Annotated in this window: 14 protein-coding genes; 2 read left to right on the plus strand and 12 right to left on the minus strand. The window is 64.3% G+C overall.

The genetic code is table 11. The features are described 5' to 3' along the window. Positions 1-19 precede the first annotated feature (19 nt). From U0004_RS25975 to U0004_RS26025, 11 genes are all read right to left on the minus strand, one after another. Positions 20-280, minus strand: a complete 261-nt coding sequence (locus U0004_RS25975) for a PP0621 family protein (RefSeq protein WP_034780264.1) — start codon at positions 278-280, stop codon at positions 20-22. Beyond that, entirely contained in the window at positions 277-1,080 is an 804-nt protein-coding gene (locus U0004_RS25980; protein WP_034780265.1) for a cytochrome C assembly family protein, read from the minus strand. Before U0004_RS25980 ends, U0004_RS25975 begins: the two co-directional genes overlap by 4 nt. Positions 1,081-1,309: 229 nt before the next feature. Continuing rightward, positions 1,310-2,299 carry an ABC transporter substrate-binding protein gene (locus U0004_RS25985; RefSeq protein ID WP_115057580.1) on the minus strand — a complete coding sequence of 330 codons (990 nt, stop codon included), beginning with the start codon at positions 2,297-2,299 and terminating at the stop codon, positions 1,310-1,312. A 152-nt stretch (positions 2,300-2,451) separates the two neighbouring features. Next, on the minus strand, positions 2,452-4,446 hold the full coding sequence (locus tag U0004_RS25990) for a MacB family efflux pump subunit (RefSeq protein WP_070255982.1): 1,995 nt from the start codon (positions 4,444-4,446) through the stop codon (positions 2,452-2,454). A gap of 5 nt (positions 4,447-4,451) precedes the next feature. Then, the gene (locus tag U0004_RS25995) at positions 4,452-5,639 is read right to left on the minus strand and encodes an efflux RND transporter periplasmic adaptor subunit (protein ID WP_070255985.1); all 1,188 of its coding nucleotides are present in this window, start codon (positions 5,637-5,639) and stop codon (positions 4,452-4,454) included. Between the two features lie 91 nt (positions 5,640-5,730). After that, positions 5,731-6,072, minus strand: coding sequence for a DUF3325 domain-containing protein (locus U0004_RS26000; RefSeq protein ID WP_070255988.1), 342 nt, complete (start codon positions 6,070-6,072; stop codon positions 5,731-5,733). Then, positions 6,069-7,772, minus strand: coding sequence for a PepSY-associated TM helix domain-containing protein (locus U0004_RS26005; RefSeq protein WP_081345599.1), 1,704 nt, complete (start codon positions 7,770-7,772; stop codon positions 6,069-6,071). The genes U0004_RS26000 and U0004_RS26005 overlap by 4 nt, the downstream gene beginning before the upstream one ends. Then, entirely contained in the window at positions 7,769-8,050 is a 282-nt protein-coding gene (locus U0004_RS26010) for a hypothetical protein (RefSeq protein ID WP_080753264.1), read from the minus strand. The genes U0004_RS26005 and U0004_RS26010 overlap by 4 nt, the downstream gene beginning before the upstream one ends. A 116-nt stretch (positions 8,051-8,166) precedes the next feature. Continuing rightward, positions 8,167-10,365 carry a TonB-dependent siderophore receptor gene (locus tag U0004_RS26015; RefSeq protein ID WP_070255990.1) on the minus strand — a complete coding sequence of 733 codons (2,199 nt, stop codon included), beginning with the start codon at positions 10,363-10,365 and terminating at the stop codon, positions 8,167-8,169. A 112-nt stretch (positions 10,366-10,477) separates the two neighbouring features. Beyond that, entirely contained in the window at positions 10,478-11,461 is a 984-nt protein-coding gene (locus U0004_RS26020; RefSeq protein ID WP_231958298.1) for a FecR domain-containing protein, read from the minus strand. A 5-nt stretch (positions 11,462-11,466) separates the two neighbouring features. Further along, positions 11,467-11,976: a sigma-70 family RNA polymerase sigma factor gene (locus tag U0004_RS26025; RefSeq protein WP_070255996.1), complete on the minus strand. Its 510-nt coding sequence runs from the start codon at positions 11,974-11,976 to the stop codon at positions 11,467-11,469. A gap of 239 nt (positions 11,977-12,215) precedes the next feature. Here U0004_RS26025 and ffh point away from each other — a divergent pair, with 239 nt between their 5' ends. Next, positions 12,216-13,583, plus strand: a complete 1,368-nt coding sequence (gene ffh / locus U0004_RS26030) for a signal recognition particle protein (protein WP_034780269.1) — start codon at positions 12,216-12,218, stop codon at positions 13,581-13,583. A gap of 161 nt (positions 13,584-13,744) precedes the next feature. On the opposite strand, the gene U0004_RS26035 is transcribed toward ffh, so the two are convergent. Further along, positions 13,745-13,942, minus strand: a complete 198-nt coding sequence (locus U0004_RS26035; RefSeq protein WP_139144128.1) for a hypothetical protein — start codon at positions 13,940-13,942, stop codon at positions 13,745-13,747. Positions 13,943-14,019: 77 nt separating this feature from the next. On the opposite strand from U0004_RS26035, the gene U0004_RS26040 reads away from it, so the two are divergent. After that, positions 14,020-14,415 carry an SWIB/MDM2 domain-containing protein gene (locus tag U0004_RS26040; protein ID WP_071653383.1) on the plus strand — a complete coding sequence of 132 codons (396 nt, stop codon included), beginning with the start codon at positions 14,020-14,022 and terminating at the stop codon, positions 14,413-14,415. Positions 14,416-14,580 lie beyond the last annotated feature (165 nt).

The following is a 14,580-nucleotide window of genomic DNA, read 5'->3' on the forward strand; positions in this document are numbered from 1 at the left end:
AACGCGCGCCGGCACGCCCTTACAAGGTGGCGTGCGCGTGGCTGCAGTAATCGTGGCCCTTGGCCTGCACGTTTTCGGAGGCCGGGTAGTACACGCCGCAATGGGCGCAGCACAGCATCAGTTCGGCATCAGGCAATTCCTGCGGCCGGCCCGGCGGCGCAAACGGATTCGGCTGCTGTTGCTGCTGCGCGCGGGCCCGTTGCTGCATGCTCCGGATCTTGCTGCGGATAGCAAACAGCACCAGGAATACCAGCGCCAGCCAGAATAAAACACGTGTCATGCGAATCCTCGGTGTAAAACCACTTCCAGTACAAAACGGCTGCCGACATAGGCCAGCAGCAAGGTGGCGAAACCGGCCAGGGTAAAACTCAGGGCCGTCTTGCCGCGCCAGCCGCGAAAGCGGCGGCCTGCCAGCAGCGCAGCAAACAACAGCCACGACAGCATGGTAAACACGGATTTGTGATCCCAGTTCAGGGCCTTGCCAAATAGTTGTTCGGAAAACACGATACCCGACAGCACGGTCAGGCTCAGCAGGATGAAGCCCAGGCCGATCATGCGGAACAGCAGTTTTTCCATCGTCAGCAGGGCTGGCAACTGGTCCAGCGCCGTGCCGATGAAGCCGCGGCTTTCGCTGCGCGTATGCAAACGCGATTCCTGCAGCGCCATCAGCACGGCGTGGAAGGCGGCAATCGTCAAGGTGCTGTAGGCAAGCACGGCCACGGCAATGTGCCAGCCGAAGACGGCCGACTTGCCTTCCATGTTGACCTGGCTGCCAGGAAAGGCCCAGGCCAGGCCGATGGCGAGGACGGCGCTGGGCATGACCATGCGGCGCAGTCCGTCCAGGCTGAAATTGCGGTTCTCTATCCAGTAGGCGCCCACCGAGACCCACAGCGCGGCCGACAGCATGGCGGAAAAACCGAAGCGCAAGGTGCCCGGCGCCATCAGGTCGAACCACAAGGTGGCGGCGTGCGCCAGCCAGGCAACGCCGGTCAGGCCGGCAATGAGCCGGGCACGGGACGAGGGAAGCACCGCGCACGCCGCGTACAACAGCGCGGCGATGAAAAAGAAATAGATCTGCATAGTTTAAGTTTACACCATAGCCGACAAGCGCGATTCAGGCGACAGCCCGGTGACAGGCACGACGCCGCCATCCAATGCCGCAAGCCTGCCATGATATCGCGCCTGAGGCATGACGGGGTGGCGCACCCTCAAGATTTCGGCAATCTTTCACGCTACCTGTATATATTAGTATGCCGCAAAAAAATGATGGCCCGCTTAAGCGGGCCATCGGGCATTGCCAATATCCGGTTTACTTCACGTTCAGGCTCTTTTTCGCCTGCTCCAGCAAGTCGGTCTTGACCCAGTCCTTGGCCACGGGCGGTTTCGTCATGCGGCCCACGCCCGTTTTCACCATCACGTCCGTGGTGGTCTGAATATGCTCGGGCGAGATGTCATACGAATACGGCGAATTGCTGATCGCGTCGTCGAAGTCATCCTTCGTGATCTGGCCCCGGAACACCACTTCGCGCACATACTTTTCCGCCGTCGCCTTGTTGTCGATAAAGGTCTTGGTGGCTTCGACGAAGCAGCGCATGAATTTTTCCGCCACGGGACGGCGTTCCTTGTAGAACTTTTCCGTCATCACCATAGTCCGCACGGGTTCGCCGATCGGCGTGTCGTACGGTTTGATGACTTCGGTGCCGAAACCCTTGTTGATGGCCTGCGACGATTGCGGCTCGGACTGCATCATGGCGTCGATATTCTTGCCCATCAGCGCCTGGTTCAAGTCGGCGTAGGCCAGGAATACCAATTGCACATCCTTGCCCTTGGTTTCGGAATACGTCAGGCCAGCTTGCGACAGCTCGGCCAGCAGCAGCACTTCCTGGATGCCGCCGCGCGTCACACCCACGCGCTTGCCCTTGAGTTCCTTGACGCTGGCAATCTTTTGCCCCGCCCCACCCACCAGGCGCGCGCCGCCCTTGGCAAAACCGGCCACCACGTAGATGGGCGCGCCGCCGGCGCGGCCGGAAATGGCCGCTTCGGACGCCGTCGCCCCCACGTCCAGTTCGCCCGCGATAATCGCCTGCATCACGTCGAGGCCCTTGGCGAACACATGCTCCTCAACCTTGATGCCGCACTTGGGCGCGATTTCCTTGATGTACGACACGGCGCCGTAATGGGCGAATTTCAAATTACCCAGGCGCACGACTTCCTGCGCCTGTGCCTGGACAGCGCCCATGCCGAAGGCCAGCATGAGGGCGGCGGCAATACCGCTCTTCAAGGTTAATTTCTTACGCATCGGGTTCTCCTGTGGTGGTTGGTGTGTGCCCGCAAGGGCAAAGCTACGCGAAACACTGCTCTTATTATCAAGAGATAGTACCGCGTGTTGGAGCCAGGGCAACATTTTTTTGCCGGCAGCCACGCTGCCGGCGTTATGACGACCGTCTGTTGCTACTGTCCCGCCAGCGCCACCACCGGGTCGAGTCCCGACGCCTTGCGCGCCGGCATGAAGCCAAACACCAGCCCCGTCACCACGGCGCAGGCAAACGCGCCGGCGATGGCGCTCAGGGAAAAGATCACCGGCACGTCCCATACCAGCAGCAGGCCGGCGACCGTCACGCCGACCACGATGCCGGCCACGCCGCCCACCACCGACACCAGCACGGCTTCGGTGAGGAACTGGCGCAGGATGTCGCGCCGGCGCGCGCCCGTCGCCATGCGGATGCCGATTTCGCGCGTGCGCTCGCGCACCGTCATCAGCATCACGTTCATGACGCCGATGCCGCCCACCACCAGGGAGACGGCGGCGATCAGGCTGAGCATCATGGTCATGTTGTCCTGCGTCTTCGCTTCGGCCGCGATCGACGCGGCCGCGTTGCTGATGCCGTAGTCGCGGATGCGGTGGCGCTCGAACATGGTGGCGTCGACTGCCGCCTCCACCTCCGTCACGCGCTTGACGTCGGCGACCGCCATCACCGTGTACGTCGGCTCGCGCTGGCCGAAGACGCGGATGCCGGCCGTGGAAAACGGCAGCAGCAGCACGTCGTCTTCATCCTTCTCGCCCGTCAGCGCCCCCTTCGCGCTCATCACGCCGATCACCTGGAAAGGCACGTTGCCGATCAGGATGCTCTGCCCCACGGGATTGGCCACGTCGGGCATCAGCTTTTCCGCCAGGTGGGCGCCCAGCACGGCCACGGTGGCCATCTCGCGCTCGTCTTCCTCGGTAAAGAAGCCGCCCTTGGCCACCGGCCAGGTCTGGATCTGCGGCAGGGCCGGCCCCGTGCCGCGCACATAGGTCTGCACGTCGAGGTTACCGTGGCGTATCACCTTGTTGCCCGTGACATTCGGCAGCACGTGGGTGATGCCCGGCACGTCTTTCAGCGCATCGAGGTCGGCCAGGGTGATGCTGCGTCCGGGGATACGCGAGCTTTCGCCGCGCGACGCCATGTACAGCAGGTTCGAGCCGAATGCGCCCAGCTGCGCCATCACTTGCTGGCGCGTGCCCAGGCCGATGGCCAGCATGACGATCACGGAAGCGACGCCGATGACGATGCCCAGCAGGGTCAAGCCCGTGCGGAAGCGGTTGATCCACAACACGCGCCAGGCGGCGCGCGCCGCGTCGAGCAATTCCGTGCCCAGCGACGCGCCCGTGTCATGGGCGGCGCGCGACATGTCCAGCGGCGGCAGGGCCGTCGATGTGGCGGGAATGGCGACGGCGCCCGAGTCTTCGATGATTTCGCCATCGCTGATCTCGATCACGCGGCGCGCCTGTGCCGCCACCTTGCGGTCATGCGTAATCAGGATGATGGTGTGGCCCGCGTCGGCCAGTTCGCCCAGCAGGGCCATGACTTCAGCGCCGCTGCTGCTGTCGAGCGCCCCCGTCGGTTCATCGGCGAGGATGATGCGCCCGCCATTCATCAGGGCGCGCGCGATCGACACGCGCTGCTGCTGCCCGCCCGACAACTGGTTTGGCCGGTGATCGATCCGCTCGCCCAGGCCCAGGCGCTTGAGCAGCGCTTCCGAGCGCGCATGGCGGGCCGCGGCCGGCATGCCCGCGTACAGGGCCGGTACTTCCACGTTTTCGCGCGCCGATTCGGTGGCGATCAGGTGATAGCCCTGGAAGACGAAGCCGAACGCTTCGCGCCGCAGCCACGCCAGTTCATCGGGATTCAGGCTGGCCACGTCCTGGCCGGCGAAGCGGTAGGTGCCATCGCTGGGCCGGTCAAGACAGCCAAGCAAATGCATCAGGGTCGACTTGCCGGAACCGGACGCGCCCACAATGGCGACGAATTCGCCGGCGCCGATCGACAAGGTCAGGCCGCGCAGCACTTCCACGGCCGGCGCGCCGTCATGGCCGCCATAGCGCTTGCGGATGCCTTGCAGTTCAATCAACGGCGCCGCCTGCTCCGGCTGCCCGGGTTGCCCGAGCGACGCGGCCTCGCTCATGGCGCTCACAGCTGGAACCTGCTGCTGCCGCTGCCGGCCGGCTGCTCGCCCGTGACCAGCAATTCGCCTTCGCGCAAGCCTTGCAGCACTTCCGCGCTGAGGCGGTTGCGCACGCCCACGGTGACGGTGCGCGTATCGACCTTGCCGTCCGCATCCATCACGCGGGCCGTAAACTGCCCCGGCTTGGCGCCTTCTTGCGTCGAGGGTTTCAGGGCCGGCAAGGGCACGGCCAGCACATTGTTCGCCGCGGCCGTGACGAATACCACTTGCGCCGTCATCTGCGGCATCAATTCGCCATCGGCGTTATCCACGTCGAACAGCACGGTATATAAAATCACCTTGCTGGTCGACGGCGCCAGAGCCGTGCCGGCGGCAGAACCGCCTGGCACCGGCGGGGCCGGCAGCACTTGCCGCACCTTGCCGCTCCAGCGCCGCTGGTCGCCGCCCAGGGTGGTGAAGTACACGGGCATGTCCGGGCGCACGCGGCGCACGTCCGCTTCCGACACTTCCGTCCACACCGTCATGGCCGACAGATCGGCGATGCGCAGGATGTTCGGCGTCTGGTACGTAGCGTTCAGGGTTTGCCCTTCCTTCGCGTCCAGGCCCACCACCTTGCCGGCCATCGGCGCATAGATGCGCGTATAGCCGAGGCGCGCCTCGTCCGCCTTCAGGCTGGCCTGGGTCTGGTCGATCTGTGCCTTCAGGTGGTCGATCTTGGCGCCGGCCGAGGCCAGGGTAGCTTCGGCCGTTTCCAGGTCGGCCAAGGGCGTGGAGTCGAACTTGGCCATCTGCTTCTGGCGCACGTGCTGCTGGCCCGCCAGGCGGTGCTGCGCCTGCTGGTCGGCCAGCTGCGCACGCAATCCGGCCAGCGCGGCGCGGCCCGCGTCGACGGTGGCTTGCTGCACGCTGGGGTCGATCTCGGCCAGCAGCTGGCCTTTTTCCACGGCGCTGCCGGGCTGCACGTGCAGGCGCGTGATCTGGCCCGACACCTGCGCGCCCACGTCGACATAGGTTTGCGGCTGCAGCGTGCCGATGGCCGTGACGCTGGCCTCGATATTGCCGCGCTTGACGGGCGCCGTGTCGAATACGGTGGCCGGGCCGCGCGTGGCCCACAGTGCGCCGGCGCCAAACAGCGCCAGCAAGACCACGCCGCCGAGGATGCGGGTGCGGCGGGAAGGCAGGCGGGCCGCCATCAGGAAACCACTTTCAGTACATTCAAAACATCAATCGGTGTCGCCAGGCGTGAAAAGTGCATCGGTCTATCCTTGAAAATGGCAGTCAAAATTACTGCAGAAACGTCACAAGACCTGCCAGCGCGGCGACGGCTGCCAGCAGGGAACTACGAAACAGCAAGCGGGGGGCGTACGGCAGCAGCAGGGCCACCAGCAGCGCTCCCGCGCCGATGAAACCCAGCCAGGCGATCACGCCGACGGTGGCGCTCCAGCCAGCCACGCAAGGCCAGATGGCCAGCGCCAGCAGGACGGCACCGGCCAGTTGCAGCGCGCGCCGCACGTTCGGCGCCGCGTCCCTGCCCCAGACCTGGCCGTGATGGCGGTCCATCGCCAGGGAGAGGCTGGCCATGCCCGCATACGACAGGCCCAGCGCACAGAGGATGGTATTGATCATGACTGTCCTTCCGTATTGACTTGCAGGCTGGCCGAGGGCGCAGCGCTTTCCCTGGCCGCGCCCTTCCTGGCCGGCTTTTCCTTGCGCTTGTGGACTTTCCACGCGCCCCTGGCGGCCAGCAGGCCGAAGGCCATGCTGCCCAGTTCCACGCCGGCGCTTTCCCAGTCGCCGCGCGCGATCTGCGCCACCAGGTTGTCGCCCGTGCTCAAGACATTGAGCACCGGCAGCAGCAGGCACAGGGCGGCCAGCAAGCCCAGTTGCTCGATCCAGGCGCGCTTTTCCCCGCGCAGGCAGGCGTGCACCAGCATCAGGAACCACACGCCGAAGAAGGCGCGCACTTCCCAGCCGGCGCGCTGCTCGATGCCGACGGGGATCAAACGGTTGGCCCACAGGAAGCCCACGCAGGCGATGGCCAGGCCGGCAATCGCCGCCACGTTCAGGCATTCGATGACGCGGTACACGCGCTGCGTGTAGGCGCCGAACTCGCCGCCGGACTTCTGGCGGCGCTTGACCATAAACAGGATGGCGCCCGTGCCCATCATGGCCGTGCCGGCCAGGCCGCAGAAGAAGTACAGCCAGCGCATCGGCGTGCCGCCAAAACCCACCATGTGCAGGTTCGACATGACGGAGCGCGTCAGGCCCGCGCCGCCCGTGTCCGACTCGCCCGGCCGGCGCACGGCGACCTGCTCGCCCGTGGCCAGCGCGTAGCAGGCCCTGCCCGAATTGGCGCTAAGGCGCGTGAGCAGTTCCGCGTCTTCATTCCAGCCGTACATGCACACGCGCATGGAGGCGTCATTCGGATTGTCCAGCACCACGGCGCGGATTTCCTGGCCGATAGCCTGTTCGGCGCGCAGCGCGAACGATTCCAGCGCGGGAATGGCCAGCGGCTGGCCTGTCTTCACGGGCTTGCCCGCATCGTTCCAGTCGGCCAGGAAGGCTTTCTTGGGATTGTCCATGCCGTATTGCGCTACCACGGGGGCCGGCACATAGTCATCGCTGAAGAATGCCAGGCCCGTATAGGCGATCATGAACTGGAACGGCAAGGTCAGCACGGCCACCGCATTGTGTGCGTCGAGCCACGAACGCTGGCCCTTGGCCGGACGGAAGGTGAAGAAATCCTTGAAGATGCGCTTGTGCGTGATGACGCCGCTCACCAGCGCCACCAGCATGATCATGGTGGTGATGGCGACGATCCACACGCCGATGCGTCCCGCGTGCAGCTCGTAGTGGAAATCGACGAAATGATGGCCGCCGATGGTTTCCCGTTCCGTTGCCTCGCGCGCATGCTCGATGACGGCGCCCGTCAGCGGATCGAGGTCCGCCGAGCCATAGCCGCCGCTGGGCTGGAACCAGTAGGCGGACAGGCCGTGGCCGGGACGCTGCACGGGCCAGATTTCCCACATGTCCGCCTTCGGATGCTCCTTCGCCATGAAATCGAGCGCCAGCTCCAGGCGGTGCGCGCGGTCCGTGACCTTCGGCAGCGGCGGATCGTTCGCATGCGCCGCCTCTTCCAGTGCGTGCTCGGGCGTCATCCAGTGGCCGATCGGGTCGTCGAAGACGGCCAGGGTGCCGGTCAGGAAAATGGCGAACAGGAGCCAGGAAATCCACAGGCCGCTCCACGTATGCAGCCAGGCCATGGCCTGGCGCAAGCCGCCCTGCTGCGGCGTCTTGACCACTTTGTCTACCTTGACGGCGTTCATGCGGCACCTCGCGACAGCAGCATGCCGATGCCGCCGCAGGCGATGGCAGGCAGCAGCATGCCCAGCCAGGCGCGGCGCAGGTCCTGCACGGCAAAGACCCAGATCACGGCGCAGGTATATACGACGAAGGCGCTCAGGGTGGCCGTCAGCACGGCTTCGGCGCGCGACAGCGGCAGCACGGCCGACAGCAGCACGGCCACGCCGGACGTAAGCGCATAGCCGCCAAAAATGGCGGCCAGCACGCGCGAGAACAACATCATGTTGGCCGATTTCATCATCGCGGCGCTCCCTGCGGCACACGCTGGCTCACGCCATTGCTGGCGTGGGCCGGATTCAACTGCACATTCATAAGCCATGCATCCTTCATCAAGATAGGTCATTCAAAAGTGATTATTTACAGTTTGTAGTTCAAGGTCAGCATCAGGTTGCGCGGCGTGCCCACCAGATTGCCGAAGACATCGGAATAGATGCTCTGGTAATAGTGCTTGTCGAGCGCATTGTTGACGTTCAGGCGCAGCTCGGCGCGGCTGTCGATCTGCCACGCCGCATTCAAGCCCAGGATCGCATAGCGGCCCTGGCGCAGATGGTAGGTGCCGTCCGTCGACTCGGTCGCGCCCTGCCCGTACACCGAGGCGCCGACGCGCCAGCCCTGCGCGGCGCCGGACAGGCGGTAGCTGGTGGCCAGCTTGAGCTGCTGGCGCGGATAGCGGCTGTTGAAATCCTTGCCGATATTGGCCGGATCGCTGTCGCGCGTAAATTGCGCCTTCACATACGTAAAACCGGCCGACAGCTGCCAGTCGGGCGTCAGCGCGCCCGCCACGTCCAGCTCCACGCCTTCGCTGCGCACTTCGCCCGACGCGCGCTGGCAATAGCCCCAGGTGCTGCCGGGGCAGGGATTGGGGCCAGCCAGGTCGTCCACGCCGCGGTTTTGCTGGCGGATCTGGAACACGGCCGCGCTGGCATTGAGGGCGCCGCCAAAGTATTCGCCTTTCACGCCCGCTTCATAGTTGGTGCCGCTGATCGGCTTCAAGGGCTGCCCATTGGCGTCGGTGGAAGCCTGCGGCTGGAAGATTTCGGTCCAGCTGGCGTACACGGAATGCTGCTTGTCGAGGTCATACACGACACCGGCGTACGGCGTGAATTCGCGCGCCACCGAGTAGCCGGCATCGTCCTTGTACCAGCTTACGCGCCCGCCCAGCACCAGCGACAGCGGCTCGGCCAGGCGCATGCGCGTGCCCGCATACACGCCGCTTTGCTCGGTGATGCTGGCCGTGCGCCACTGCGCGTAATTGATGACGGGACGCGCCACGCTGCCCGTATCCCAGTTGAACGGGTCGAGCACCGGCGCCGCCGCGCCCCAGCTGTACGGCGCCCAGCCGCCATAGCTGTTTTTCGACGAACGGCGGTGGCTGGCGCCGACCGTCAGCTCGTGCTCGCGGCCGAACAGGCTGTAGCTGCCCGTGGCATACGCGTCATAGCTGGTGTTGGCCAGTTCGGCGCGGTAGCTTTGCGAATTGAAGCGCAGGGTGTCGCCGCGGCGGCTGATGCCGGAAAACGTCGTGTCGATCTCGGGCGTCTTGCGCGTGGCCGCCAGCTTGGCCTTCCAGCCGTTGGCGAAGCGGTGTTCCAGTTCCGCGAAGATGGTCTTGTCCGTCTGGCGCCAGCCATCGAAGTCGGTGCCCAGATAAGTCGAGCGGGGCAAGTTCAAAAAAGTGCCGTCGGCGGCCGTTACCACGCCCGTGGTGACGCCGTCGTTATCCGTTTTGCGGTAGTGGGCGCCCAGGGTCAACGTGGTATCGGGGCGCAGGTCGGCCTCGATGATGCCGTACAGCTGGTGATTGCGGCCATGCAGCACGTCGACAAAATCCTTCTTGTCCTGCACCGTCGCGACGATGCGCCCGCGCAGGGTCTTCGCTTCGTTGAGCGCGTTGGCCGCATCGGCTTCCAGGCGGTAGTTGCTCCAGCTGCCGATGCTGGCCGAGAACGACGCTTGCGGCGTGGCCGTCGGGCGCTTGCGCACCAGGTTGATGGCGGCGCTGGGCGTGCCGCTGCCCGTCATCAAGCCCGTGGCGCCGCGCACCACTTCGATGCGGTCATAGATGGCCAGGTCGTCATTGTCTCCATTGAAGGTGCCGTTCGCGCCCAGGCTGGTGGGCAAGCCGTCGAACAGGATGTTGTCGACTGGAAAACCGCGTGCGCTGAAACTGCCGGAATCGCCCGTAAAGTTGCCCTTTTGCATGACCAGGCCCGTGATCGACTGCACGGCGTCATCCAGGGTGGTGATGCCCAGGTCGTCGATCTGCTGGCGCGTCAGCACGCTGACGGACTGCGGCGTCTCGCGCAGCGACAGGTTCAGCTTGGTTGCCGTATTGCTCACGCCCGTCGTATACGATCCGCTGCCTTCCGTCGTCGCATCGCGCCCTGCCGTGACGGATACGCCAAGCATGGTTTGCTCGGTGGCGGGCGTGGCCGGCACCTGCTGCGCCAACGCGGAGGTACCGGCGGCCAGACACAAGGCCGTCACGGCCAGCGCCAGCGAGTGCCGCTGAGGACGATGCGATACGAAATTGACAAGATGCGAAACCTGTTGCATGAAAAATCCTGAAAAGTGGCGTCATGAGACGGTAAAAAACAGCCGCCCTACCCTGTAGGTGCCGCGAAAACGAAAAACGGGCAGTCCGGCTGCAAATATTTTTTGTGGGGTGCTACGGCGCCGGTTCGACCGTCACCCAATACCGCGTGCGGCTGCGCACCTGCACCGGCAGCGAGTTGGGCAGCATGTTCAAAATGCGCTGGGTGTCGGCCAGCGGGAACACGCCCGACAGGCGCAGCTGGGCCACTTGCGGCGCGCAGTCGATCACGCCGGGGCGGTAACGGGCCAGGTCGGCCAGGAAATCGCCCAGGGTCACGTCGTCGACGATCAGCTGCCCGCGCGACCAGGCGTCCGCATATGCACCGATGGCGTGCGGCGCGTCTGGCGCCTGACGGGAAAATGCCACGCCGTGCCCGGCCGCCAGCAGCAAGGGCGCGCCGATGCCGTCGCGGGGGCGGATTTCAACGGCGCTTTCAAACACGTCCACCGTACTGTAGTCATCCTGCTGGCGCACGGAAAAACGCGTGCCCAGTGCGCGCACCAGGCCTTCGCGCGTGGCCACTTCCAGCGGAGCGTCGCTGCCGCTGCCGTGACCGCTGACGACGAGGATTTCGCCGGCCAGCAGCTCGATCAGGCGGCGGCTGGCGTCGAAACGCACATTCACGGCCGAATCCGTATTCAAGCTGAGCACGCTTCCATCGTCCAGCACTATCTCGCGCCTGTCGCCCGTGGCCGTGCGGTAGTCGGCACGCAGGACGCGCACGCCATCCCAGGCGCCCGTCTGCGCGGCCAGCATGCCGCCGCCGGCCGCCACGCCCAGCCACGCCAGCAACTGGCGCCGCTTGCCGTTGACGGCTTTCTGCTGCGTACCCGCCAGCGCCTGCGCGGCCGCACCGCGGTGCAAGCCGCTGAACCGCTGCGACACCGCTTCGATATGCTGCCAGGCCAGTTCATGTTCAGGGTCGGCCTCGCGCCAGCACTGCCAGGCGGCGTGTTCCTGCTCGCTGGCCTCGTCCGACATCAATACGGTCAGCCACTCGGCCGCCTGCAGCTGCACGTCCTCGCCGATGGCCGCAGCGGCCGCGGATTCTGCCACCGTGCTCATGCCGGCAGGGAGAAAAACACCTGGCGGTTGGCGCGCGTCAGGTATTGCTTGACCGAGCTGGCCGATACGTTCAGGCGCGCGGCGATCTCGGCATAGCTGAGGCCTTCGAGCTGCGCCAGCAAGAACGCCGTGCGCACGGGACCCGGCAAGCCGTCGAGGGCCACATCGATCTGCTGCAAGGCTTCCAGCGCCAGCAGCCGTTCTTCCGGCGCGGGCGCCACCTCGGGCGGCAGGCAGGCCAGCGCCTCCAGATAGGCGTCTTCCAGCACCTGCCGGCGGTAGCGGTGCGCCACCAGACGCCGCGCGATGGTGGCGAGAAACGGCCGCGCCTCGCGGATCTGCGGCGCCGTGCCGTTGGTCAGCACGCTGATGAAGGTGTCTTGCGCCAGGTCCGCCGCCTCACCCGCATTGCCCAGCTTATGCCGCAGCCAGCCCTGCAGCCAGCCATGATGGCTGCTGTAGAGCGCGTGCAGGTCTTGTTGCTGTGCAAAATCGGCGGCCGACATGGCATCCCTTTCCGCTCAGGCGTGCGGCACCCGAGAATGTAAATAAGAATTATTCTCATTTTAACCGTGTTTTTGACTTTCATGCAATCGCGGCATTGCCAGAAATACCAACTAATTCAAAAGCAGGCCAACCGCCAGGCGATGCAGCGCAGGACCGCCTGCCAACCGCGATAAGGTAAAATGACGGCCATCGTCCGGCTTTCGCCGCCCACTCCCAAGCTTTTCATTGCAGGTTCATCATGCTAGATAATCTCACCCAACGGCTTGCCAAAGTCGTCAAGACCATGCGCGGCGAGGCGCGCCTGACCGAGGCGAACACCGCCGACATGCTGCGCGAAGTGCGCCTGGCGCTGCTCGAAGCCGACGTCGCCCTGCCCGCCGTGCGCGAATTCATCGCCAAAGTCAAAGAAAAAGCCATGGGCGAGGATGTCATTTCCTCGCTCACGCCAGGCCAGGCCCTGGTTGGCGTGGTGCAGCGCGAGCTGGCCGCCCTGATGGGCGCCGACCTGGGACCGGAAGCGTCGCAGATCAGCTTTGCGCAGCAGCCGCCCGCCATCATCCTGATGGCCGGTTTGCAGGGTGTGGGTAAAACCACCACCGTCGGCAAGCTGGCGAAATACCTGAAGGAAGAAAAGAAGAAGAAAGTGCTGACCGTCTCGGCCGACGTGTACCGTCCCGCCGCGATCGCCCAGCTGCAATCGGTCACCGCCCAGGTAGGCGCCGACTTCTTCCCGTCTTCCAGCACGGACAAGCCGGTCGATATCGCCCTGGCCGCGCTGGACTGGGCGAAAAAGCACTACCACGACGTGCTGATCATCGATACGGCGGGCCGCCTCGGTATCGACGAAGAGATGATGCGCGAAATCGCCGCCGTCCACGGCGCCGTGAAACCGATCGAAACCCTGTTCGTCGTCGACGCCATGCTGGGCCAGGACGCCATCAACACGGCGAAAGCGTTTAACGATGCGCTGCCGCTGACCGGTATCGTGCTGACCAAGCTTGATGGCGATGCGCGCGGCGGTGCGGCCCTGTCGGTGCGCCACATCACGGGCAAACCGATCAAGTTTGCCGGCGTCTCGGAAAAACTCGACGGCCTGGAAGCATTCGACCCGACCCGCATGGCCAACCGCATCCTGGGCATGGGCGACATCCTCGCCCTGGTGGAAGAGGCGCGCAAGGGCGTCGACAGCAAGGCGGCGGCCGACCTGGCGCAAAAGATCAAGGTCGGCGGCAAGTTCGACATGAACGACTTCAAGGCGCAGCTGGGCCAGATGAAGAAAATGGGCGGCATGGCCAACCTGATGGACAAGCTGCCAGCCCAGTTCCAGCAGGCGGCAGGCGGCAAGAACATGGACCAGGCCGACAAGCAGGTACGCCGCATGTGCGGCATCATCGACTCGATGACGCCGCAGGAACGCGCCAAGCCTGAACTGATCAAGGCCACGCGCAAGCGCCGCATCGCCGCCGGCGCCGGCGTGCAAGTGCAGGAAGTGAACCGCATGCTGACGCAATTCGAGCAAATGCAGACGATGATGAAGAAATTGTCGGGTGGCGGCATGATGAAGATGATGCGCTCCATGAAGGGCATGATGCCCGGCATGAGGTAGTGGAAGGCTTCAAAATCCGCTGCGCGGGGCGCTTTGCGGCCGGCGATGCTCACCGTACTTCAGTACGGTTGCGCTTCCCGGTCACAAATACCATCCGCTCGCTGTGATTTTGAAGGCCTTTTTTACGCCGCGTGAGATGTAGTTCAAGTCAAGAAACACCGTTATAAAATCATGCCGGATTGCATTTTCATGGCGTCCGGCATCATTTCCTCCCTCCCCGCAGTACCCCTCCCCGCATAGCCAGCAACCATGCCATTTACGGGCAAAAACGCCGTTCTGCGCCCCCAAGCGGTGCGCCCGGGCGACAGCATGGTCATTTCCCTGCTTTTTCCTCGTGAAAACGTGAAAAACACTTGCATACAAGGTAAATCCACACCAATATTAGCCGTGCGATTAATTGCGCAATTTCCCATGTGTTTGTTAAGGAGGCTCGAAGATGGCAACAGCCAAAAAAACCCCAGTAGCAGCGCCAGCCAAAGCAGCAGCAGCCAAGCCTGCAGCCGCCAAGAAAGCAGCACCCGCAGCCAAAGCAGCAGCTAAACCAGCAGCGGCGAAGAAAGCGGCAGCACCGGCAACACCACGCAAGCCAAACGCAGCATTCATGAAAGCAATGACGCCATCGAAAGAGCTGGCCGCCGTTGTTGGCGCAGCACCACTGCCGCGCACGGAAGTGACCAAAAAGGTATGGGATTACATCAAAAAACTCGATCTGCAAGATCCGGCCAACCGCCGCATGATCAATGCGGACGACAAGCTGAAAGCAGTTTTCGGCGGCAAAGCCCAAGTCTCCATGTTTGAAATGACGAAACTGATCTCCGATCATTTGAAATAATCAGATACGCACAGGGCGTTCCGCGCCATGTGAGTGCCCCGCCGCATCACTGCGAGCGGGGCATTTTTTTGGGGTCAGACCCTGTCGGGTCTGACCCCAGCCGTTGCGGTGGGTTTAAAAACGCATAAAACCCGGCACATACCGAGATCAGACGAGGACGGTCCC

The sequence above is a fragment of the Janthinobacterium lividum genome, assembly GCF_034424625.1.
Lineage (GTDB): Bacteria > Pseudomonadota > Gammaproteobacteria > Burkholderiales > Burkholderiaceae_D > Janthinobacterium > Janthinobacterium lividum.

What these genes read in the sequence shown, in the direction of transcription:
- U0004_RS25975 (WP_034780264.1), bottom strand. Translation starts at nt 280, where the DNA reads ATGACACGTGTTTTATTCTGGCTGGCGCTGGTATTCCTGGTGCTGTTT.
- U0004_RS25980 (WP_034780265.1), bottom strand. Translation starts at nt 1,080, where the DNA reads ATGCAGATCTATTTCTTTTTCATCGCCGCGCTGTTGTACGCGGCGTGC.
- U0004_RS25985 (WP_115057580.1), bottom strand. Translation starts at nt 2,299, where the DNA reads ATGCGTAAGAAATTAACCTTGAAGAGCGGTATTGCCGCCGCCCTCATG.
- U0004_RS25990 (WP_070255982.1), bottom strand. Translation starts at nt 4,446, where the DNA reads ATGAGCGAGGCCGCGTCGCTCGGGCAACCCGGGCAGCCGGAGCAGGCG.
- U0004_RS25995 (WP_070255985.1), bottom strand. Translation starts at nt 5,639, where the DNA reads ATGGCGGCCCGCCTGCCTTCCCGCCGCACCCGCATCCTCGGCGGCGTG.
- U0004_RS26000 (WP_070255988.1), bottom strand. Translation starts at nt 6,072, where the DNA reads ATGATCAATACCATCCTCTGTGCGCTGGGCCTGTCGTATGCGGGCATG.
- U0004_RS26005 (WP_081345599.1), bottom strand. Translation starts at nt 7,772, where the DNA reads ATGAACGCCGTCAAGGTAGACAAAGTGGTCAAGACGCCGCAGCAGGGC.
- U0004_RS26010 (WP_080753264.1), bottom strand. Translation starts at nt 8,050, where the DNA reads ATGATGAAATCGGCCAACATGATGTTGTTCTCGCGCGTGCTGGCCGCC.
- U0004_RS26015 (WP_070255990.1), bottom strand. Translation starts at nt 10,365, where the DNA reads ATGCAACAGGTTTCGCATCTTGTCAATTTCGTATCGCATCGTCCTCAG.
- U0004_RS26025 (WP_070255996.1), bottom strand. Translation starts at nt 11,976, where the DNA reads ATGTCGGCCGCCGATTTTGCACAGCAACAAGACCTGCACGCGCTCTAC.
- ffh (WP_034780269.1), top strand. Translation starts at nt 12,216, where the DNA reads ATGCTAGATAATCTCACCCAACGGCTTGCCAAAGTCGTCAAGACCATG.
- U0004_RS26035 (WP_139144128.1), bottom strand. Translation starts at nt 13,942, where the DNA reads ATGCAAGTGTTTTTCACGTTTTCACGAGGAAAAAGCAGGGAAATGACC.
- U0004_RS26040 (WP_071653383.1), top strand. Translation starts at nt 14,020, where the DNA reads ATGGCAACAGCCAAAAAAACCCCAGTAGCAGCGCCAGCCAAAGCAGCA.